The sequence below is a fragment of the Pseudoalteromonas sp. genome (genome assembly GCF_041629635.1).
Taxonomy (GTDB): Bacteria; Pseudomonadota; Gammaproteobacteria; order Enterobacterales; family Alteromonadaceae; genus Pseudoalteromonas.
Genome location: NZ_JBFKMX010000003.1, coordinates 1 through 21,904, shown reverse-complemented (window position 1 = coordinate 21,904; position 21,904 = coordinate 1). Strand labels below are relative to the sequence as shown.

At 39.2% G+C, this 21,904-nt stretch carries 22 protein-coding genes and 1 other annotated feature; of the genes, 8 read left to right on the top strand and 14 right to left on the bottom strand.

Going from position 1 to position 21,904, the window contains the following annotated elements; genetic code table 11:
• Positions 1–58 precede the first annotated feature (58 nt).
• Together ABYD77_RS00780 and ABYD77_RS00775 are read right to left on the bottom strand one after the other, a co-directional pair.
• The gene (locus ABYD77_RS00780; protein ID WP_372766034.1) at positions 59–1,465 is read right to left on the bottom strand and encodes a sigma-54-dependent transcriptional regulator; all 1,407 of its coding nucleotides are present in this window, start codon (positions 1,463–1,465) and stop codon (positions 59–61) included.
• 8 nt (positions 1,466–1,473) lie between these two features.
• Positions 1,474–2,568, bottom strand: coding sequence for a PAS domain-containing sensor histidine kinase (locus ABYD77_RS00775; RefSeq protein ID WP_372766032.1), 1,095 nt, complete (start codon positions 2,566–2,568; stop codon positions 1,474–1,476).
• 127 nt (positions 2,569–2,695) lie between these two features.
• Between ABYD77_RS00775 and ABYD77_RS00770 the strand changes: the two genes are divergently transcribed.
• The 3 genes from ABYD77_RS00770 to ABYD77_RS00760 all read left to right on the top strand — a co-directional run bounded on the left by ABYD77_RS00770 (position 2,696) and on the right by ABYD77_RS00760 (position 4,525).
• The gene (locus ABYD77_RS00770; RefSeq protein ID WP_372766030.1) at positions 2,696–3,286 is read left to right on the top strand and encodes a DNA-3-methyladenine glycosylase I; all 591 of its coding nucleotides are present in this window, start codon (positions 2,696–2,698) and stop codon (positions 3,284–3,286) included.
• A 119-nt stretch (positions 3,287–3,405) separates the two neighbouring features.
• Complete coding sequence (locus ABYD77_RS00765) at positions 3,406–3,945, top strand: cytochrome b (RefSeq protein WP_372766028.1); 540 nt, start codon at positions 3,406–3,408, stop codon at positions 3,943–3,945.
• Positions 3,946–3,964: 19 nt separating this feature from the next.
• A complete protein-coding gene (locus tag ABYD77_RS00760; protein WP_372766026.1) occupies positions 3,965–4,525 on the top strand; it encodes a YceI family protein in 561 nt (186 codons plus the stop codon).
• Between the two features lie 38 nt (positions 4,526–4,563).
• Here the strand turns inward: ABYD77_RS00760 and ABYD77_RS00755 are convergent, their stop codons facing one another.
• Positions 4,564–4,806 carry a DUF6868 family protein gene (locus ABYD77_RS00755; RefSeq protein WP_372766024.1) on the bottom strand — a complete coding sequence of 81 codons (243 nt, stop codon included), beginning with the start codon at positions 4,804–4,806 and terminating at the stop codon, positions 4,564–4,566.
• 190 nt (positions 4,807–4,996) lie between these two features.
• On the opposite strand from ABYD77_RS00755, the gene ABYD77_RS00750 reads away from it, so the two are divergent.
• Entirely contained in the window at positions 4,997–5,278 is a 282-nt protein-coding gene (locus tag ABYD77_RS00750) for a YebG family protein (RefSeq protein ID WP_372766022.1), read from the top strand.
• Positions 5,279–5,325: 47 nt separating this feature from the next.
• Here the strand turns inward: ABYD77_RS00750 and ABYD77_RS00745 are convergent, their stop codons facing one another.
• From ABYD77_RS00745 to ABYD77_RS00730, 4 genes are all read right to left on the bottom strand, one after another.
• Positions 5,326–6,516 (bottom strand): amino acid aminotransferase, encoded by a 1,191-nt coding sequence (locus ABYD77_RS00745; RefSeq protein ID WP_372766020.1) that lies wholly within the window; start codon positions 6,514–6,516, stop codon positions 5,326–5,328.
• Between the two features lie 122 nt (positions 6,517–6,638).
• A complete protein-coding gene (locus ABYD77_RS00740) occupies positions 6,639–7,298 on the bottom strand; it encodes a GAF domain-containing protein (protein ID WP_372766018.1) in 660 nt (219 codons plus the stop codon).
• 70 nt (positions 7,299–7,368) lie between these two features.
• Complete coding sequence (locus ABYD77_RS00735; protein ID WP_372766016.1) at positions 7,369–9,015, bottom strand: SpoIIE family protein phosphatase; 1,647 nt, start codon at positions 9,013–9,015, stop codon at positions 7,369–7,371.
• Positions 9,016–9,022: 7 nt separating this feature from the next.
• A complete protein-coding gene (locus ABYD77_RS00730; protein WP_372766014.1) occupies positions 9,023–9,328 on the bottom strand; it encodes an STAS domain-containing protein in 306 nt (101 codons plus the stop codon).
• A gap of 179 nt (positions 9,329–9,507) precedes the next feature.
• Here ABYD77_RS00730 and ABYD77_RS00725 point away from each other — a divergent pair, with 179 nt between their 5' ends.
• The gene (locus ABYD77_RS00725; RefSeq protein WP_372766012.1) at positions 9,508–9,837 is read left to right on the top strand and encodes a stress response translation initiation inhibitor YciH; all 330 of its coding nucleotides are present in this window, start codon (positions 9,508–9,510) and stop codon (positions 9,835–9,837) included.
• A 55-nt stretch (positions 9,838–9,892) separates the two neighbouring features.
• Here ABYD77_RS00725 and ABYD77_RS00720 read toward each other — a convergent pair whose 3' ends face one another.
• Complete coding sequence (locus tag ABYD77_RS00720; protein ID WP_372766010.1) at positions 9,893–12,910, bottom strand: EAL domain-containing protein; 3,018 nt, start codon at positions 12,908–12,910, stop codon at positions 9,893–9,895.
• Between the two features lie 190 nt (positions 12,911–13,100).
• Positions 13,101–13,217: a sequence feature (Phe leader region), on the top strand.
• A gap of 24 nt (positions 13,218–13,241) precedes the next feature.
• On the opposite strand from ABYD77_RS00720, the gene ABYD77_RS00715 reads away from it, so the two are divergent.
• Positions 13,242–14,399 (top strand): chorismate mutase, encoded by a 1,158-nt coding sequence (locus ABYD77_RS00715; RefSeq protein WP_274762854.1) that lies wholly within the window; start codon positions 13,242–13,244, stop codon positions 14,397–14,399.
• Between the two features lie 24 nt (positions 14,400–14,423).
• On the opposite strand, the gene tyrA is transcribed toward ABYD77_RS00715, so the two are convergent.
• The 6 genes from tyrA to ffh form a co-directional block, all read right to left on the bottom strand.
• Complete coding sequence (gene tyrA, locus ABYD77_RS00710) at positions 14,424–15,551, bottom strand: bifunctional chorismate mutase/prephenate dehydrogenase (RefSeq protein ID WP_372766008.1); 1,128 nt, start codon at positions 15,549–15,551, stop codon at positions 14,424–14,426.
• Between the two features lie 352 nt (positions 15,552–15,903).
• Positions 15,904–16,263: a 50S ribosomal protein L19 gene (gene rplS, locus ABYD77_RS00705; protein ID WP_372766006.1), complete on the bottom strand. Its 360-nt coding sequence runs from the start codon at positions 16,261–16,263 to the stop codon at positions 15,904–15,906.
• A gap of 34 nt (positions 16,264–16,297) precedes the next feature.
• The gene (gene trmD / locus ABYD77_RS00700) at positions 16,298–17,044 is read right to left on the bottom strand and encodes a tRNA (guanosine(37)-N1)-methyltransferase TrmD (protein ID WP_372766116.1); all 747 of its coding nucleotides are present in this window, start codon (positions 17,042–17,044) and stop codon (positions 16,298–16,300) included.
• An 18-nt stretch (positions 17,045–17,062) separates the two neighbouring features.
• Complete coding sequence (gene rimM, locus ABYD77_RS00695; RefSeq protein WP_372766004.1) at positions 17,063–17,593, bottom strand: ribosome maturation factor RimM; 531 nt, start codon at positions 17,591–17,593, stop codon at positions 17,063–17,065.
• Between the two features lie 16 nt (positions 17,594–17,609).
• Positions 17,610–17,858, bottom strand: a complete 249-nt coding sequence (gene rpsP, locus ABYD77_RS00690; RefSeq protein WP_038640545.1) for a 30S ribosomal protein S16 — start codon at positions 17,856–17,858, stop codon at positions 17,610–17,612.
• Positions 17,859–18,060: 202 nt separating this feature from the next.
• Positions 18,061–19,434 (bottom strand): signal recognition particle protein, encoded by a 1,374-nt coding sequence (gene ffh / locus ABYD77_RS00685; protein WP_372766002.1) that lies wholly within the window; start codon positions 19,432–19,434, stop codon positions 18,061–18,063.
• A 168-nt stretch (positions 19,435–19,602) separates the two neighbouring features.
• Between ffh and ABYD77_RS00680 the strand changes: the two genes are divergently transcribed.
• Together ABYD77_RS00680 and ABYD77_RS00675 are read left to right on the top strand one after the other, a co-directional pair.
• Positions 19,603–20,409, top strand: a complete 807-nt coding sequence (locus ABYD77_RS00680) for an inner membrane protein YpjD (RefSeq protein WP_372766000.1) — start codon at positions 19,603–19,605, stop codon at positions 20,407–20,409.
• A gap of 97 nt (positions 20,410–20,506) precedes the next feature.
• Positions 20,507–21,775, top strand: coding sequence for an HlyC/CorC family transporter (locus tag ABYD77_RS00675; RefSeq protein ID WP_372765998.1), 1,269 nt, complete (start codon positions 20,507–20,509; stop codon positions 21,773–21,775).
• Positions 21,776–21,904: the final 129 nt, after the last annotated feature.

Here is a 21,904-nt window from a genome sequence, read left to right as displayed (position 1 = left end):
AATAAACATACAACAAGAAAGCTCTCACAATGAGAGCTTTACAATGATATGGAGGTAATCACGCAGGCAGCTCAATCCCCATTTCACGCATTTTTGCTAATTTATAGCGTAATGTGCGAGGGCTTATGCCAAGTTTATCCGCGACATCTTTACGTTTGCCATTACAGGCTTTAAGCATGTCGAGAATAATGGAGTTTTCTTTATCTTTGAGTTCTTGTTTGTAACCAAACGACTCATCGCTAAATTGCTCAGTCTGATATGATTCTGAACTTTGCACCGTTGCCACATCGGGTTTAACGACCCCATGCCCTACAACATTTGAAGAGATACTGGTCGATTGTAAACTAGCAACTGAGCCTAAGAAAATATCATCCGCATGAATGCTTTTGTCGCTTTGTAAAATCAGCGCGCGTTGCACCACGTTTTCAAGTTCACGTACATTACCCGGCCAGCTATGACTTAATAATTTTGCTTTTGCAGCCTCATCAAATTGCACTGGCATGTCATTATTATGACGCTGAATTAAATGTTCTGCTAACGGGATAATATCCCCAGGGCGCTCTGATAACGGCAACCATTCAAGTGGAAACACATTTAAACGGTAATATAAATCTTCACGGAACACACCTTCAGCAACCGCATCGCGCAAGTCACGGTTTGATGTTGCAAGAACGCGTACATCAAGTTTAATGGTTTTACGCGAGCCTAATCGCTCTACTTCACGCTCTTGCAGTACGCGTAGCAGTTTTGCCTGTAGACTTAAATCCATCTCAGTGATTTCATCAAGCAAAATGGTGCCACCTTGCGCCTGTTCAAACTTACCTGGGCAGGCTTGAATTGCACCTGTAAATGCACCTTTCTCATAACCAAATAACGTCGCTTCAAGCATGTTTTCAGGAATTGCAGCGCAGTTAATAGCAACAAAATTTTCTTCTGAGCGTAATGAATTATCGTGGATATAACGGGCCATCACTTCTTTACCCGAACCACTAGGGCCAAGCACCATCACAGATGCATCTGACTTAGCCACTTTCTCAGCAAGTGCCATTAGAGCTTTACTGGCTGGGTCTTCTACAATAGGACCATCTTTAATTGATTCTTTTTCTGGCAGATAACGGCTTACCATATTTAGCAGTACTTCGGGAGCAAATGGCTTCGCCATATAGTCAATAGCACCAAGACGCATCGCTTCAACCGCGTCGTCAATAGTGGCATATGCAGTCATCATTAATACTGGTAAATCAGGGTAATTTAGCTTGATGCTTTTAAGTAAATCGATGCCCGACATAGCCCCCATTTGCACGTCACTCACCACCAGCGAAATGCCACCTTGTTTTAATTTAATAATGGCTTGTTCGGCACTATCGGCTTCAATGCAGCTAATATCTGCCAATGCTAAGGTATCAACTAAAGCTTCGCGTAAACCAGAATCATCTTCTACAACTAATACTTTTGCATCGCTCATAATGTCTCCTAACACGCTTTTTTGCCAATAATAGGAAGGTATAAATTAAATTCGGCACCACCGAGTTCACCATTGCCTGCTTTAACAAACCCTTGATGGCTGTTTGCAACTGATTGCACAACTGCAAGACCCAATCCTGTACCATGTGATTTGGTAGTAAAAAACGGTTCAAAAATTTGCTGAGCAGCAGCTTCACTGAGGCCTGGCCCATTATCTTGCACCGAAATTTTGACATGATCTGCAAATCGCTCTGAACGCGTTGCGCTTAAAATAATTTTTCCACCCTGCCCAGATGCCTGCACTGCATTATGAACCAAGTTACTGATAGCGCTGCTAAGCGCCACTTTATTGGCAATTATCTCAATATCTGGCTCTGGTAACTTCAAATCAAGTTCACATTGTTGGCGCATTATCATAGCTTCAGATGCATTAGTAACATCTGTTAGTAATGCCTGCATTGATACGGGTGCTAGCACTTGCTGCTCACCACTTTTAGCAAATAGCAGCATGTCATTAACTTGGCTTTCTAAATCTTGTAAACGCGACATCAGCTTTTCATGAAAATTGGTGCGCGCTGTCGGGTTTAATTTATCAGACGATAAATTAGCGGCATACAACATTGCAGCAGAAAGTGGCGTGCGTACTTGGTGTGCAAGCGAGGCTACCATTTTGCCTAATGCACTCAGGCGTTGCATATGTGCAATACGCGATTGTAACTGTCTTGTTTGGGTTAAATCTGTCATTAAGATCAACTGACCCGGCTCAGGTGTCAGTGGCGAGATATCAAGCTTCACTAAACGACCATCGCGTAATGTCACTTCATGACCATCACTACCGTTAGGTGCAAACGAGCGCTGAATAATCGTAAACCAACGTTCACCCTCAAGCGGCTCTCCAAGCAAATCAATAGCGATTTGGTTTGCTTTCGCTACCATTCCTTTACCATCAAGCACAATCACACCGGCAGGCATGGTATCAACTAAATGACTCAACCAACTTGCTTGTTTTCTCAGTTCACTAAGTTCGCCCACGTACTTTTCCTGCATCAAACATGGGTTATATACCTCGTGAAATTGTTGGGGTATGATTTGTGCTAACGCCATAATGGTACACCAATTAATTACTCTAACTAATGAGTAGTTATACACGAAGTGTGCCAATTTTTATTTTAATAAAATACAACAACTTAGAGTTCAAAATAGACGTCAATTATTTGTCTAAGGGATTTATATGTGCAAACGATGTGAGTGGCTTGATACCACAAAAGCGGATTATATTGCCTACCATGATAAAGAGTGGGGCGTGCCATTATTTGATGACCACTTACTGTTTGAGTTTTTAACGCTTGAATCCGCTCAAGCAGGATTAAGTTGGTATACCATTTTAAAAAAACGCGATAATTATCGAAAAGCTTTTGCCAATTTCGACCCAAACCAAGTCGCAAAATTTGATGAAAGTAAGAAACTTGAGCTAATGGAAGACAGTGGGATTATTCGCAATCGACTTAAAATTAACGCTGCGGTAAATAATGCACAACAGTTTTTAGCGATTCAACAGGAGTTTGGCAGTTTTGCCAACTACCAGTGGCAATTTGTAAATAACAAACCAATAATCAACGACATCAACAGCAAAGATGATTATCAAGCCACCACCAAAGAATCCGAAGCCTTTGCCAAAGACCTAAAGAAAAGAGGTTTTAAATTTTTAGGACCAACTACAGTTTATGCGCATATGCAGGCTTGTGGCATGGTAAACGACCACCATAATCACTGTTTTCGCAAACAAGCAGTTATTGCACTCTACCCTTCTTTGTTTTCTTAAAGAACCTCTTTCTAATACTGCTTATTAATAGTCAAAAGTGAATAATGAATTCACTTTTGATCTATTCACATTCAAATGAAGCTCAATTAAAGTGTGTCTATCTAATTAAGGAAATGATTATGGTTCTCGATAATGAAACTAAATTCGGTACAGTTAGCAAAGTATTTCATTGGCTTAGTGCCATCGTAATTCTAGCACTCTTTGCCGTAGGTTTCTGGATGGTCGATTTAAACTACTACAGCGAATGGTACCGCACTGCACCTTATTGGCATAAGAGTATTGGTATTCTTTTACTTGGATTTACGCTCACCAGATTACTGTGGAAATTTATAACACCATCACCAAAAGCGTTAACAACACATGCAAAGTTAACCCAGTTAGTTACAAAATTAGGTCATCTAGCACTGTATAGCATCTTGATGGTTATTCTTTTTAGCGGTTATCTCATTTCAACCGCAGATGGACGTGCAATTGAAGTATTCACTTGGTTTGAAGTAGTGAGCCTTGGTGAGCTGATTGCGAATCAAGAAGATATTGCTGGCAGCATTCATAAATATGCAGCTTACAGTTTAATGGCAATAGTAGTAATACATATTTTAGCGGCGCTAAAGCATCACTTTATCGATAAAGATGCCACCTTGCGCCGAATGATTAAGTAAATTTATAAGGAAAATGACGATGAAGAAAACACTATTAGCATCAGCACTTGCGTTTAGCAGTTTTGCAATGCCGGTAATGGCCGCAGATTATGTGATTGATACAAAAGGCGCCCATGCTTCGATTAATTTTAAAGTTAAACACTTAGGTTATAGCTGGCTAACAGGTCGATTTAATACCTTTTCTGGTGAATTCAATTACGATGAAAAACAACCTGAAGCGAGTAAAATTTCAGTAAACATTGATACAACTAGTGTTGATTCAAACCATGCTGAGCGTGACAAGCACTTACGTGACAGTGATTTTCTAGATGTTAAGAAATTTTCAACCGCAACCTTCAACAGTACAAAAGTGGCTGATTTAGGCAACGGTAAACTTTCCATCAAGGGTATTTTATCACTGCAAGGCATTGAAAAAGAGATCACTATCGACGCTGAAAAAATTGGTGAAGGTAAAGATCCATGGGGTGGTTACCGCGCAGGTTTTGCAGGCACAACATCGATTCAAATGAAAGACTTTGGTTACAAAATGGATTTTGGTCAAATTGACTTTGACCTTCATATTGAAGGCATTAAAAAATAAGAATCTATAAGATGAGTAGGAAAACCTGCTCATCTTAATCAAATAATTATTTTCAATATCATGTACGGAACTAAATTAAAGAAAACAATTAGTACTTTATAAAACGCAAAATACTGCACATAAAGTAAGTTGAGTGCTTTATGCTCTACATTAAACAGCTGACTGTGAATTGTTACTATTGATTGGCGAAAAAGTAATAATAGCACTGCGCTGATGCTTAAAATCACCATATTAGCAACCGTTGACCACCCTAAAAAATTCACAATTTGTTCAATCGCCATAATACTTATTCCTTCTAATTCATTATGCTAGACTAATCCAACGAACTAGACACCGCAATGCTATCATGGCGTTTCTTTATAAACAGTGGTATTAATTTATAAAAAAGGGAATTGTGATCAACAAAGACACTTTATTTTTTCATGGTTACTGATATAGTACTGTATAAAACAACAGTTAAAAAGGTGCGATATGGCCGTTGAGGTATGTTACAAAGTAGTTAGAGATGGGGTGGAACGAATGACATTTACATCAAAAAAAGATGCGGACGCATATGACAAAATGTTAGACATTGCGGAAGCACTTGAAGCCATGTTAGGCGAAATAGATGTACCCCTTAGCGATCAACAAAATGAAGCGTTAGCATTGGAAATGGCTAAACGCAAAGATCAGTTTATCGCTGCTCTTAAAGGCGGAAAGCCCACCCCGCCTAATAACAAAGCAAAAGTAACTGATATTAAAAAAGTCAGCTAAATAAAAAAGCCACCTAAATCGGTGGCTTTTTTTATTATCAAATAATCTTACTTGATTACAGTCGCAACGGCATCTGCAAAGTAATCAATATTTGCTTTACTTACTCCGGCAACATTTACACGGCTTGAGCCTACAATATAAATTGAATATTCTTTTTGTAAACGTTCAATTTGTTCAGGCGTGATGCTTAAGAAAGAAAACATACCGTGTTGCTTTTCAATAAATGAGAAATCTTGTGCAACGCCACGGCTGTGAAGTGCTTCTACAATAGTACTACGTAAACCATTAATACGATTTCGCATTTCAGCTAGTTCTTGATGCCACTCAGCAGTTAGCTCTTCACTGCCTAAAATAGTATCAACAATAGTTGCACCGTGTGCAGGTGGCATCGAGTAAATACTACGAACCACACTTAACAGTACTGAGTTGGCAATATCGGCAACTGCACTTGATTCTGAGATGATTGAACATGCACCAATACGCTCACGGTATAGACCAAAGTTTTTAGAGCATGATGAGCAGATAATCATTTCATCAACTGTAGCCGCTAATAAACGAAGACCTGCAGCGTCATCTTCTAAACTTGTGCCGAAGCCTTGGTATGCAATATCAACTAATGGAGTAAAACCAACCTCTTTCGCAAGATCAGCAACTTTTTGCCATTGCTCAGCATTTAAGTCCATGCCACTTGGATTATGACAACATGCGTGAAGTAAAACGATATCACCTTTTGGAACAGTTTTAAGTGTTGCCATCATCTCGTCAAACAATAGGCCTTTATTCGCATAGTCATAATAAGGATATTCTTTAACGGTTAAACCTGCAGATGAAAATAAACCAATGTGGTTTGCCCATGTCGGTGTCGTTACCCAAACACTTGCATTTGGATTTGCTTTAGCAATAAATTCTGCCGCAACACGAAGTGCGCCTGTGCCACCTGGAGCTTGCGCTGTTCGTACACGATTTTCTAAAAGTGCTGGATGCTCACCAAGTAAAAGAGTTTCCATTTTTGCACAAAAACCTAAGTCACCAGCTAGGCCAATGTAAGACTTGCTAGTTTCATTATCTAAGCGGAATTTTTCTGCTTTTTTTACACAGCTTAGAATTGGCGTATCGCCTTGTTCAGTTTTATAAACACCTACGCCTAGGTCGATTTTATTTGGATTTGTATCTTGGCGGAATTTAGCCATCAAACCTAAAATTGGATCCGTTGGTAGTGGCTTTAAGTTTGCAAACATAGTTATCTCTTAAATTCAATTTCTTGCTATGGGATGAAGCCTTAGCTTATCACACTCTTTGTTTTGAAGAAGTATCTAAAGAAAATTTCATGACATGATTGTATAGAACTTTTTGCTTTAGATTATTCAGGTAAGTAATTGGGCACAACCTCACATATTGCTTGTAAAAGCGCCAGTGCATCCTGATTGAAAACATCATTCTCAAATGCTTCAGCGTCTATAATGCCTAACACCTCACCTGACTCTGAAAAATACGGTAAACACACTTCTGATTTAACAGCAGGATCGCAGGTATAATATTCGCCGCCATTAGCTACATATTGCTCAACGTTATTAATCACTCGCCCTTTTCCATGTAATGCGACAAACGCATTGTTACTTATGCGCGCATAGTTCTCATCTACTGGAAATAATGGACGGCTTGGATTACCAAAATAACTTAATTTAAGTAGCTGTGCTTTGCCTTCAATCTGACGTGACTGGTAAATTCCAAACCAATTAATAATATTTTGCTTTTCAACAAAAGAGATAATACTTGCCAATGCTGCTAATGCTCGAGTATTAGATGAGCTTGCTGCGATGTATTGTGTTAACTCAAAAGGAGTGTCTTGTAACTGACCAAATAAACTGCAACTTCCACCTTCACCTAACTCTGGAATTAAATACTGCCATACAATTTGTTGTTCATTTGATTGCTGAATTTCAGCGTCAAGTTGCTGACGGAAATCAGCCACTTTAGCGGGATCGATTACGTAATCGGTAAAATCTATTGAATTAGCCATCCAAACATCTACACATCTCAAGTTTAAAGTCAGAGTGTATATTTCTTTGCGGTATTAATGCAAGCGAAGATTAACTATGAATTAATGAGTAGGTTACTGTGACTTCATTTCCAAGTTCATTCAAGTTAACAGACTCAGCAATTTCCTTAATTAAGCTAAGACCTCTACCATGATAAAGACTGTTATCACCTCGATTATTCATAACAAAACCACTACCTGAATCTGTAATCGTAAAAGATATTTTCGGCTCATCGGGTATATAGCTAAGCTCTAATCTTATTTCACCTTTCGCTAAGCCTGCTAATCGCTTAGCTCGCAACTCGTAGTACTGACAAAAACCCTTATCGCTGTCTTTTAAACTTGATTCTAAGCCAAGAAGACCATGATCTAGAGCATTATTAAAAGTTTCGGAAATGAGTAAAAATAAATTTGAGCGATGATCTGAGCAACCTTTTATAGCACAAATCATTTCAACAACATCTAATACTGGATCAGAATTTTTAAGGCGATCAGCATCAAGTACCATCGACACACTAAGCGGCGTGCCCATATATTCTTCACTGAGGTTTGGTGTAATGGGCGACGGCTTGCATTTTATCAAGGCTAAACTGAGATCATCCTGTTGGTCTTCCTTACCTGTAAAACGCTTAACTGATTCAACTATTGACCCTAATTCTTTAAATGTGGGCGCTGAAACTTTTCGCAATAAGCGCTCTTCACCAAAGAACTCACCACGACTATTTTCAGCTTCTATTACTCCGTCAGTATAGAGGAATATTTTGTCATCAAATTCTGTCTCAAAATATACGCTGTCACGTTCAAATTCATATTCATCTAGAATACCTAATGCCATGTGTCTTGATGTGAGTTTTTGTTTTATTTTCCCATCGCTACTTAATAAAAACCCATCAGGCAATCCACCCATCCAAGCAGAACAAGAGCGGCCAGAACTATTTAACTCGAGAATTGTTGCTGCGCAAAACATATTTCCAGGCAATAGTTCATACAAGGCATTATTTAATTCCGCAGCTATATCACCTACTGGCAAGCTTTTTTGAGTCAAGGAATAAAATATCTTTGAAGCAGGAAGTGCTCCTATGGCTGCTGCTAAACCATGCCCGGTAAAGTCCCCCATTAAGACATAAACGCCACCTGTACAACTTGGAGCCATTAAGAATAAGTCACCATTAAACATAGATGCTGGTGAAAGATTAAACTCGATAAGTTCTGGTAGTAAAAAACGCTTCTCAAGAGCGTTATCGAAAATATGTTCTACTAATTCGTGTTCCCGTTCTGTATGCAATTGATAATATGCGAGTTCACGATTTTGTTTATACGTTTTTTTACTTAACTCTCGGGTGCGGGCGTGAGCTTTGATTTTTGCTGAAAGAATAACTTTATCAAAAGGCTTATTGAGAAAGTCATCACCACCAACTTGTAAGCACTTCTCAAGGCTGCTTTTATCATCCAATGCCGTGATAAAGATGATGGGTAAATAAACTTCTGCGGATTTTGCCTTAAGCAATGGCGCTACCTCAAACCCGTTCATTTTAGGCATAACTACATCAAGCAAGACAAGATCAGGGTCAAATTCTTCAAACACTTTAAGCGCTACTTCACCATCTTCGGCAAGAGCAACCTTATGCTGCTCCTGCTCGAGCATAAAACGCAAGAGATTGCGATTAAGCTCCTGATCATCAACAACCAATATTTTCATTGGTTAATCAGTCAATATCAAATTTCTTATCAAAACGGGAAATCTGCAGAATTTTCTTAATTTGTGGTCTGCAATTTGTGATCTGAATGCCACTTACAGAGTCACCGAGTGACTTTTTCATATTTAGCAACATACCTAGTGCTGAGCTATCCATATATTCAGTTTCACGTAAATCAATAATTACTTTTGGGGTACTATTGCCGACATCCGCATAAGCACTTCTAAATGATTGAACTAAGTTAAAGTCAAACTTTCCTTTTATTTCAATCGTAAATAATTTGCCATCTGGCGAAAGAGCCTTATTCAAACTCATTTAATTCTCCTTGGAATGTCCAAATGCATTGCTAGTATCACGCCATTTGCTTTATTTAAATTAAGTATCTAACCCGCTAATTTGCAAATAATAACTGAAAATAATCTAAAATAGATAGGGCAAATAGTATATCTAAAAATATGTTAAACTTCTGCCATCAATAATTACTTGGAATTTATATGTCTGATTCAAATTTAGTTTACTCCACTGCGACTGGACGAATAAAACAACCTAAAGAAGCATCTGACTTGGAAGTCAAATTATTTAAAGACGGTATCATTCGAATTGAAAGACAAACAAAAGGTCGAAAAGGTAAGGGAGTTATGCTTGTAGTAGGGATCAATCCTGATGACCATGATTTGAAAAAACTGGCAAAATCACTGAAATCTAGAATGGGGCAAGGTGGCGCAGTAAAAGAGGGCGTAATTGAAATTCAAGGTGATGACCGCGAGAAGCTTAAAGGGCTTCTTGAACAACAAGGATTTAAAGTAAAAATTGCGGGTGGCTGAACTTTAGGGAGATACTTATCGATTATCTCCCTAAACTTATTACAAATAAGCAGACTTAAAATTTATGCCCTTGAATTTTATCTATCATGAGTGATATTTCATGTTCCGGCACTGGTTTACTGTAAAAGTACCCCTGCACTACTTCACAATTGTTCATTTTCAAAAATTCAACCTGAGCATCACTTTCTACACCTTCTGCTACCAGTTCAAGATTAAGTTTTTGTGCCATTGCAATAATAGCAGCTGTTATTTCCATATCATTGCTATCTTCTGGAATATCTTTAATAAAAGAACGATCAATTTTCAAAATATCGAGTGGGAAACGTTTTAAGTAACTTAAAGACGAGTAACCTGTACCAAAATCATCAACTGATAATGATACTCCTAATGATTTTAGTTGGTGCATTTGTTTAATTGAACCTTCAACATCTCCCATTAGCATACTTTCAGTGAGTTCTAAATGAATACGTGATGCATTTATGCCTGTCTTACTGATTACCTTTTCTAAAAGCAATATTAAGCTTGTGTCTTTAAACTGGCGAGCTGACAGATTGATTGAAATATTGCTACCGTGTTCTTTTAATACCATTCGTTGCGCAAACGCACATGATTCCCATAATACCCATTCCCCTAATTCAACAATTAAACCTGTCGTTTCTGCAATAGGAATAAACTTATCTGGCGCAATATAACCCAGTGTTGGATGATGCCATCGTATAAGCGCTTCAAAGCCCACAATTTTATCATTATTAATGTTAATTTGCGGTTGGTAGTACAATTCAAACTGTTGTTCTTTTATTGCAATACGCAATTCGTTTTCGATAAATAAACGTTCTTTGGCCGCTGCATCGAGTGTGTCATTGTAAAAATAGTAAGTATTCTTACCAAGGGCTTTAGCCTCATACATTGCTAAATCAGCATGTTTAAGCAACACATCTTCTTCTGGGCTCTGTTCAGCAGCCATGGTGATACCAATACTTGCACTAACAATAACTTCATTACTACCAAGACGAATAGGGTGACTTAGGGTATTTTGAATTGTTAAGGCAACATCTGCAGCTTGCTCTTTATCATCGATGCCACTGAGCAATACCGCAAATTCATCGCCACCTAAGCGGGCGATAGTGTCTTCAGCCCTTAGGCGTTTTTGAAGACGTTGCGCGACTTCTAACAGTAGCTGATCACCTGCATCATGGCCTAAGGTATCGTTTATTCGCTTAAATTCATCCAAATCAAAATAGAATAGCGCGAAAGAATAATGACCTCGCGAAGCCAATGCCAATGATTTCTTTAATTGCATTCGAAATAAAGCACGATTTGCAAGCCCTGTTAATGTGTCATAATACGCTAGCTGCTCCATTTTTCGCTGACTTTCTTTGACAAACGAAATATCCTGCGCAGAAGCAACATAACTGTAAACTTTGTGATTATCATCTCGAATTGGTGAGACCGATAATGAAACCCAAAGTGCACGTTTATCGGCATTGTGTAATAGCGTGTCTCCTTTCCAGTGATGACGTGCAAGTAAATCTTGAACAATGTCTTCTACTAAAATCATCATATCTGGCTGCATCAACACAAGTAAGGGCTGCCCGATAAAGTGGTTCTTTTCAAAACCAGTCATTTCAAGCAATTTCGGATTTACATACTCAATATTTAGATGTTCATCAGTAATAACAACCGCAGAGCCTGAGAATTCAACTGCTTTTGAAAGACGACGTGCACGTTGTTCAGCCTGCTCTTTTTCAGCAAGTTCTTGGCGTAAATCCCACATGGTTTTTTCAAGTTTGCCCGCCATAGCTCCAAACTCAAAATTCAATAAACCAATTTCATCTTTATTAACTGCTAGTTTTTGCGCTGTGTCGAACTGGCCTTTAGCAACTTCTCGAGAGCTTGCAACCAATGCTTTAATTCGCTTAATAACTAAGTGAGAGAGTGTTTGATGAAGTAATAACACAACAAGCACAGCATAAAGGATGAAGAGTCCAAAAAATTTAATTTCAATTTCATCTATTGCGGAAAGAGCCTCTGAATGCGCCTTATAAACACCAATATACCAATCAAAGTCACTAAATTTTTTGATGCTAAAAATATGCTTATTGTCATCAATTGAGAATTCACCCTGCAATTCGTGATGCTTAGTGGTAAGCAACCTCTCAACTTGGCTGAGTAATTCTTCCGGCAATTGTTTTTTTGTATCAAGAGTGTCATTCATGTTGCCGCTGATACGGTTAATAATGTCAGTTTTACCTTCAAATTGAATTATTTGACCCGCACTATTCAACACAAATAACTTTGCATCCCCTACTTTATCTGGAAACATAGCTTGCAATTTTGGCAGTTCAATATCACTACCGGTAATTCCTTTAAATTCACCGCCATGGTGCAATGGAATTATTAAACTAATTACCCAGCGTTCCCAAATATCATCATAGTAAATAGGCGTCCAAGATGCCTCTAAGTTTGGATTTGCTTGGGGTGTGCCTATTTCATAAAATACGTCGTTTCTAAAATCATGGCTTGCTGGCACATTCAATGCCCAGTTGGGTGGCGATATTCGAATAAACCTATCTTCACTTATAAAGTAAAAATTAAAAAAGGTTTCGTCCGTTAAAATAGGTGCCAGCTGCGACCACACCTTTTCCGTCTGCGCAAAAATACGTTTGTATTCGTGACTATAGCTTTGCTGAGGTAAAAATGCTGCCGAACGAACACCGGCAATATTTGTGCTTGAAGAACTACGTATACTACCATCTTTACCAAAAACTAACTTACTTGGTACTATTTTCTCAGCAAGTGCCGATTCAGAATATAAAGCTTCACTAACGATAGTATTAGCATCAATGGCGATGCGCTTTTTTTCATTCAATAAACTGTCAAAACGTTCCACAAACGGCTTTGAAAGCTCGGTAAGTACACCGTACTCTTCAAAAAGTAATTGCTTTCGTTCAGATTTAACCATCAAGTAAGCAGCGGTCAATCCAGCGATTAAACAAATTGCCGATATTAATACGGATAACTTGGTACTGAGAGCGTTAATGCCAAAACTCGAATCCAAATGTTTAGAGTTCACACTGTAACCTTACTTCTGCTGCAGCTCGTTTATTATTATGCTTTGAACTATAAAAGAATCTAATCAATTTCTACACCTTTTTTTAGAGTTAATGCAAAAAAGCCATAATAAATAATGATAAATTTTATCCTAATGGAAGATACAACCATTAAACGGTTGACTTTGCCATCACTTCTTCCTACATTCGGGGTATGAACAGATTAATTTTTAACTTTAGCTTGTTTTTTCACCATCCGTAACTCGGGAGGCGACTTTGTTATAAATAAGCTAAAGTCAAACTAAACCTCCCACTGGGAGGTTTTTTTTTGCAATTGGGAATGAGGAAAAGAAAATGTCCAATGCGCTTGAATCCCTTCGCAGGGATATCAATGAAATAGACTCAGAGTTACTTGTATTACTCGCCAAAAGGCGCCGAGTTAGCCATGGTGTTGTTGAATACAAAATTGCCAATAACAAGCCAATTCGCGATGAACAGCGCGAGCAAGCGCTACTTGAAAAGTTAATTAGTTACGGCAGTTCACTTGGTCTTGACGGTTATTATGTAAATCGCGTGTTTCAAACCATTATTGAAGATTCTGTATTACACCAACAGGCCATGCTACAGCAGAACCTTAATCCAGATCTGCACACAGAAACAAATCGTGTAGCTTATTTAGGTGGTCAAGGTTCATACAGCCAACTTGCTTGTCACAAGTACTTCAGCCGTCGTCCTGGCAAACTAGTTGAACTTGGTTGTAGTAGTTTTAATGAAATCACCAATAAAGTAGAAACCGGTCAGGCTGATTTTGGTTTACTACCAATTGAAAATACTTGCTCAGGCAGTATTAACGAAGTGTATGATCTATTGCAGCATACTCAGGTATCAATTGTAGGTGAACTAACGCAGGCAGTTGAACATTGTTTAGTTGCAAGCCCTGGTGTCGCTATCGAAGATATTGACAAAATTTACGGCCATCCTCAGCCTTTTGCACAGTGTAGCCAGTTTATTAGCAATCTAAGTGGTGTTCAGTTAGCTTATAGCGATTCAACATCTAGCGCATTAAAACAAGCACTTGCTGACAACACAGGCGCTGCAATTGCATCTGAAGATGCAGCGCGTAAAGCTGGTCTTGTGGTGTTAGAGCCAAATCTAGCAAACCAAAGTCACAATCATAGCCGTTTTATTGTCGTTGCTCGTAAAGCCGTGAAAGTGTCAAAGCAAATTCCAACCAAAACAACACTAATTATGGCAACTAAACAGACAGCCGGTGCGCTTGCTGATGCCCTAATGATTTTTAAACAACACAATATCAATTTAGTAAAGCTTGAGTCTCGTCCAGTACCTGGAAATCCATGGGAAGAAGTATTCTATGTAGATTTAGAAGCAAACATTGATATGCCAGATGTGAGAAATGCATTAGATGCATTAAAAGAGGTTACTGCCTACATTCGTATTTTAGGCTGCTATCAAAGTGAAACGTTAAGCGCAGTTAATGTCGCAACAGAATAAAAAAAGGGGCTAACAGCCCCTTTTTTAATAATCTAACACCTTCGCATCATTCGCTTTACTCAATAATGCTTTACTCTGACTTAAGAAGGTACTCGCTGAATCAGAAAAAAACGTTTTTGCTTTTGCAAAATCATCGATTAACCCTGCTTTATCATTTTGTTTTAATTTTTCAAACGTTTGCTTAAAAACCTCACAATACTCTTTCATCAATGGTGCTACATCATCAAATTGCGCCAGCATAATATCGCTGTAAAGCTCTGGTGATTGAGCAAATAATCGCCCTACCATCATTAATTCTAAATGGTAAATAGGCGAAGAGCAGGATTCAATTTCTTCCAAACTGTGGCTTTGTTTTGCTAAAAACTGACCATAAACAAATGTCGTTAAGTGGCGCATCACCTGTACGATTTGCATCGCTTCATCGTGTTTTTTAGCATCCATTGCAACAAGATTACATCCCCACACAGTAAGCTGCTCAAGCAAAGAACTTGCTACTTCACAGGGTTTGTTTTGGCACACTACAACGGTTTGTTTAACCCAATGAGGAATATCAGGACCAAACATTGGGTGCAGTGCCAAAATTGGCCCCTGATGATACTTTTCCATCGCACGCAAAGGTGCTGATTTAACACTCGTAATATCAACCAATAAACACTCAGAGTGCAGCTTAGGCAACTCTGAAATAACGCTTTCGACCGCGTGAATTGGTACCGAGATAATTACGCAACGTGCTTCAGATAATAAGCTATCACGTTCACTTTGATTATCCTTATCAAGCACGTTTACTTGATAGTCTGAACGCTCCAACTGCTTTTTAAATAATTGGCCCATTGCCCCTTTACCACCGACAATAACAATGGGCGATAACAGTGGTGCAACACACGCCAAACCGAGCTGTTGATTTTGATATGATTCACGCATCAAACGGCGAAGCACATCTTCGATAAGTTCAGGGCTGACACCTGCTTTTTCAGCTTCTTGTCGACGGGCTTCAATCAACTCCATTTCCCGAGTGGGCACATACACAGGCTGCCCTTGCTGCTGTTTATAAGCACCGACTTGAGTTGTTATTTGATTTCGTTTCGCCAATAATTCAACAAGTTGCCTATCGCAATCATCTATTTTTTTTCTTAGTGTTTGAAGTGCACCCATGAAATGTAAACCTATCATTACAGCAAGTAAATAATTATATACAGAATACTATCAAGCTTAATAAGTCAGGAAAAGTCTTAAATAGTGATAGTTTATATGACTTTGCTATTAATCAGTGTTTTTTAACAATACAGCCAAGCGCTTACGCAGTAAAACGACACAATAAGGGCACAGTGAATAGACTCAGTGAAGCGCAAATAAAATTAAACACGCTCAAGTATCAAGTCTTGAAGAACAAGCACACAAATTTAAAAAAGGTTGTAGGTAAAATGCGTTGTTACAACAAAGGTAGGGATAAAACAAAACAGGCTGAGAAAACTCAGCCTGTTTAGATTCTGAAAGTTCAGACGTATTAGTTAAGTTTTTCTTTAATACGTGCAGACTTACCAGAACGCTCACGTAGATAGTAAAGCTTAGCACGACGAACTGCACCGCGACGCTTACGCTCAACGCTGCTGATTAACGGGCTGTGTGTTTGGAAAACACGCTCAACACCTTCGCCATTTGATACTTTACGTACAGTGAATGAAGAGTGAAGACCACGGTTACGCTTAGCGATTACCACACCTTCAAACGCCTGTAGACGCTCTTTTTCACCTTCTTTTACACGTACTTTAACAACTACTGTGTCACCAGGGCCGAACTCTGGTAAATCAGATTTAAGTTGCTCATCTTCAAGCACTTTAATAATATTTTGGTTTACTTTTGCCATTATATTTCTCACATTTCCTAGGAGTAACTGTCTTCTAGCCACAAACATTATGTTCTTGCTGAAATTCAGCAAGTAACGTTGCTTGCTCCTCAGTCAGAGCTAGGTTTTGCAACAAGTCCGGACGCCTAAGCCAAGTTCTACCCAACTGCTGCTTTAAGCGCCAGCGAGCGATTTCTTTATGGTTTCCACTGAGTAATACAGCAGGCACCTGCTTGCCATCCAAGTTTTCTGGCCGAGTATAATGAGGACAATCTAATAAACCGTCAGAAAATGAATCCTGTTCGGCTGATTGATTATGACCTAACACGCCTGGCACCAATCGAGATACTGAATCGATTAATATCATTGCAGCGAGTTCGCCACCGGATAATATAAAATCACCAATTGACCATTCTTCGTCAATGTGCGACTCAATTAACCGCTCATCTATACCTTCATAACGACCTGCCACTAAAATCAACTTTTTGTGGTTTGCAAGTTCTTGCGCACCTTGTTGATCTAGCTTTCTACCTTGTGGTGATAGATAGATTACCTTTGCCCCTTCACCCGCTGAAGCTTTCGCTGCATCGATGGCATCTCGCAATGGTTGTACCATCATTAGCATACCAGGGCCACCGCCGTATGGGCGGTCGTCTACTGTCTTATGCTTGTCAAAAGCATAATCCCGCGGACTCCAACAATTAAAATCGATTAAACCGTTTTTAACTGCACGACCAGTAACTCCTTGCTTTGTTACCGCATCAAACATCTCAGGGAACAGTGAAATAACACCGAACCACATGTGCGCTTGTTGCGACATTTAAAAACTAGGATCCCAGTCTACGGTAACTTCTTTTGCGTCTAAATCCACTTTTAACACTACGCTCTCGGTTAAATATGGAATTAAACGTTCACCTTTTCCAAATCCATCATTAGGGTTAGCTTTAACCACTAAAACATCATTAGAACCTGTTTCTAGCATGTCATCGACTTTACCTAAATCGTAACCTTTATCAGTTACAACAGATAAACCGATGAGGTCACGCCAATAAAACTCACCTTCTGGTAAGTCTGGCAATTGTTCTTCAAAAACAGCAATTTCAGCATTTGTTAACACATTTGCTTGGTCACGGTCTTCAACATTTGCCAACTTGGCGATAAAACCTTTGTTGTGACGACGCCAGTCGACCACTTCAACGGTTTGCCAGTTTCCTTGTTGCCCTATCAACCATGGGCTGAAATCAAAGATCCCTGCGGGATCATCAGTAAATGAATGAACCTTAAGCCAGCCCTTAATACCATAAGGGGCGCCGAGTTTGCCTGCTATAAATTTGGCTTGCTCTTGACTCATGGTTACATTACGCCTATTAAGCCGCTTTACGAGCGTCTTTAACTAACTTAGCTACACGGTCAGAAAGACCTGCACCTTGACCTACCCAGTGATCAACACGAGCAAGATCTAGACGAAGTGATTCTTCTTGACCACGAGCTAGTGGGTTAAAGAAACCTACTTTCTCGATGAAACGACCATCACGCGAGAAACGGCTATCCGCAACCACGATTTGATAGAATGGACGCTTTTTAGCGCCGCCACGTTGCAAACGAATAGTTACCATACCGTCCTCTACATAGATTGATTGATTTCATTAACATAAAAACTAATTTTTACTTCCCTAACGGGAAGCCCGAGAATTGTACGAATTTTTACTCTGATTGCAAGTTAAAATGCACTCTTTTGACAAGTTTGTCAGAAGTAGTGAATGGCTAGTTAATAAAAAAGCACCAAATAAGGTGCTTTTTTAACAAATAAATGAAGAATTAAAACTTCGGGCCACCCATCATGCCTGGTGGCATCATGTTCTTCATATTGCGCATCATTTTCATCATGCCGCCTTTGCCTTTCATTTTTTTCATCATTTTCTGCATTTGCGTAAATTGTTTAAGCAATTTATTTACGTCTTGTACTTGTGTACCCGAACCTGCAGCAATACGTTTTTTACGTGACCCTTTAATAATTTCAGGACGCTCACGCTCTTTTGGTGTCATCGAGTTGATAATCGCTTCCATTTGATTAAATGTCTTGTCACCAACTTGATCTTTCACCGCATCAGGCAGGTTTGACATTCCAGGTAACTTATCAAGCATGCCCATCATGCCACCCATGTTTTTCATTTGACGAAGTTGGTCTGCAAAGTCTTCTAGCGTGAAGCCATCACCTTTCATGACCTTCTTCGCCATTTTTTCAGCTTTCTCTTTGTCGACTTTCATTTCGACTTCTTCAATAAGAGAAAGCACATCACCCATACCTAAAATACGTGATGCAACACGATCTGGGTGGAATGGCTCTAATGCATCGGTTTTTTCACCAACACCAATAAATTTAATTGGTTTACCTGTAATGTGACGAATTGACAGCGCCGCACCACCACGGGCATCACCGTCTGTTTTGGTAAGTACAACACCAGTTAATGGCAGTGCTTCATCAAACGCTTTTGCCGTATTTGCAGCATCTTGACCTGTCATTGAATCAACAACAAATAGCGTTTCGATTGGCTTAATTGCACCATGTAGCTCAATGATTTCGTCCATCATTTCACTGTCTACGTGCAAACGACCAGCGGTATCGACAATTACTACATCAATAAATTTCTTTTTAGCATGGTCAATTGCGCCATTGGCAATATCAATTGGCTTTTGCGAAATATCACTTGGGAAAAACTCAACACCAACTTCATTGGCAAGGGTTTCTAGCTGTTTAATCGCCGCTGGACGATAAACGTCAGCACTTACCACAAGCACTGACTTCTTTTTGCGTTCTTTTAAAAATTTAGACAGTTTACCAACACTGGTGGTCTTACCCGCACCTTGAAGACCTGCCATCATTACAACCGCTGGCGGTTGCGCCGCTAGGTTAAGCTCTTCATTTGCTTCACCCATGGCTTTTTCAAGTTCTTCACGAACAATCTTAATGAAAACTTGACCTGGGCTTAAACTTTTAGTGACTTCGACACCTACAGCACGTTCCTTAACTGTTTTCACAAATTCACGCACTACCGGTAAGGCTACGTCCGCTTCAAGTAGCGCCATACGCACTTCGCGCAGCGTATCTTTAATATTGTCTTCAGTTAATCGGCCTCGACCACTGATATTTTTCAGGGTTTTACCAAGGCGTTCCTGTAAGTTCTGAAACATTCACGTTAATCCAAACTAGTATTTTGCGAGAATTATACCTAAGAAACAGGAATAAAAAAGGCTTGCGCTGAGTTACATCAGTTATTTCACTCCTTGGGCTAGGCTTTTAGTGATTGATAAAATACAATGAGGTAAAAATTTTAATCAAAATCGATTTATAACAAAGTCATGAATTTAATTGTTTTAACTGTTATTGCGAGCCTTTTTTATAGTCTCTCCACAATGCATGTGGTAAGTAAGTTGTTTGACAAGCAAGGCCCAAACCAAAAGAAGACTTTGTTGCTTAGTACCGTTGCTATTTTACTGCACTTAGCTGTACTGGTTAATTCGATTTTTACCGAAGGCGGGCAAGACCTCAGTTTCGCTAATGTTGCATTACTCATTTGTTGGCTAATTGTTGTCTCGGTCACCACGGTATCGCTGCGTTTTCCAGCAACCTTATTATTACCTGTGGTGTATGGCTTTGCGGCTATTTTATTAATTGCCAGCTTATTTATCCCTCATCATGTAATTTTGCAATCAGTTAACTTTGAACTGGGATTAGTGTCACATATATCTCTGGCGTTTATGGCCTACTGTGTACTGATTATTGCGACTTTATACGCTATTCAATTTTACTTTATTAATCGTCGCTTAAAACGCAAAGACATGTCTATTGTGACAAGTCACCTGCCACCTTTAATGCTAGTTGAAAGGCAGCTCTTTCATTTAGTATCAATGGGTTCGTTATTGCTCACCTTTGCATTAGCCACTGGCTTTTTATTTATCAATGATATGTTTGCTAAAGGTTACGTGCACAAAACTGTTTTATCATTATTAGCTTGGGTGTTATTTGTTGCTGTTGCCTGGGGACATAAATATCGCGGCTGGCGCGGTAAAAGCAGTGTAATCACCACTATTTGCGCTGCAACACTACTGACACTTGCCTATTTTGGCAGCCGTTTTGTGCAAGAAGTGATTTTAGGTAAATTCTAATCTTGTTGATTTTGCTATTATTGAACTAATAGATTACTTGACTAATAACGTTAACTAAGAGTTAATACCCTTTCGACAGTTTTTAAAGGATCCCTCATTGGACGCCATATCGACAAGTACGTTATTCATCATTCTTGGTGTATTAATATTACTTTCAGCTTATTTTTCTAGTTCCGAAACTGGCATGATGTCGCTAAATAAATATCGTTTGCGACACCTCGAAAAAGAGCATCACAAAGGCGCCAAACGAGTCAGTGAACTGCTGCAACGCCCTGATCGTCTTATCGGGCTTATCCTTATCGGTAACAACTTAGTTAATATCGCTGCATCATCCGTTGCAACAATTATTGGTATTCGCTTATTTGGTGATGTAATAGGCATTGCCGTTGCCACCTTTGGCTTGACCTTTATAATTTTAATTTTTGCTGAGGTTACACCCAAAACCTTAGCTGCGTTGTACCCTGAAAAGGTCGCATTTCCAAGCTCATTTATTCTCAATATTTTACTTAAGCTACTGTTTCCACTGGTGATGTTAGTAAACTTTATAACCAATGGCATTTTAAAATTGTTTGGTATTAGCCCAGAACAAATTGAAGAGCACAGTTTAAGTAAAGAAGAATTAAAAACCGTAGTAAACGAATCCGCAGCGTTATTACCCGAACGTCATCAAAACATGTTGGTTTCAATTCTTGACCTTGAGCAAGTAAAAGTAGAAGACGTAATGGTGCCACGTAACGAAATCGTCGCAATTGATATCAATGACGACTGGAAGCTGATTATGCGCCAACTAACGCATGCACAGCACACGCGCGTATTGCTTTACCGTGAAAATATTGATGATTCAGTTGGCTTTATTCATGCACGAGACGCTCTTCGCTTGCTTACTAAAGAGCAATTCACCAAAGCCACATTACTGCGTGCAGTACGCGAAATCTATTACATTCCTGAAGGCACGTCGCTTAATGTGCAACTACTTAAGTTCCAACAAGCAAAAGAACGTATTGGTATTGTGGTTGATGAATACGGTGATATTCAAGGGCTTGTAACACTTGAAGATATACTTGAAGAAGTAGTAGGTGATTTTACCACCAGCATGACACCCACACTGAGCGAGAACGTTCATCCTCAGCAGGATGGTTCTTTCTTAGTTGATGGCAGTGCCAACATTCGCGATCTTAACAAAGAAATGGATTGGGACTTTCCAATCGATGGACCAAAAACGCTTAGCGGTTTAATTATCGAGTTTTTAGAAGATATTCCAAGCGAAAAAGTAAGTATGCGTATTTCTGGCTACCCAATTGAAATCGTCGAAGTGAACGAAAATACCGTTAAGCTTGCGCGGATCATGCCTGAATATAAGAGATAAGGTTTCAGGTTTCAGGTTTCAGGTTTCAGGTTTCAGGTTTCAGGTTTCAGGTTTCAGGTTTCAGGTTTCAGGTTTCAGGTTTCAGGTTTCAGGTTTCAGGTTTCAGGTTTCAGGTTTCAGGTTTCAGGT